This is a genomic window from Burkholderia sp. SIMBA_062 (assembly GCF_046534765.1).
Lineage (GTDB): Bacteria > Pseudomonadota > Gammaproteobacteria > Burkholderiales > Burkholderiaceae > Burkholderia > Burkholderia ambifaria.
In genome coordinates this window covers 1-239 of sequence record NZ_JAWRYD010000591.1, presented here as the reverse complement: position 1 = coordinate 239, position 239 = coordinate 1, and the positions used below count along the sequence as shown (strand labels likewise).

Annotated in this window: 1 pseudogene; it reads left to right on the top strand. The window is 67.4% G+C overall.

Features of this window, described 5'->3' with window-relative positions:
• Positions 1 to 227: pseudogene (locus tag SB786_RS37565) on the top strand (sugar ABC transporter permease); the annotation flags it as partial.
• Positions 228 to 239: the final 12 nt, after the last annotated feature.

The window sequence follows — 239 nt, the reverse complement described above, 5'->3', positions numbered from 1 at the left end:
ATGCCATCGCGGCTGCGGTCATCGGCGGCACGAGCCTGTTCGGCGGACGCGGCAGCGCGTGGTCGGCGGTGCTCGGCATCATCGTGATCCAGTCGATCGCAAGCGGCCTCACGCTGCTCAATCTCTCGTCGTCGCTGCGCTTCATGATTACCGGCGCGGTGCTGGCGATCGCGGTGATCGTCGACTCGCTCGCGCGCCGCTCGCGTGTCTCGCACGGCCGCGCGTAAAACCATAATCCG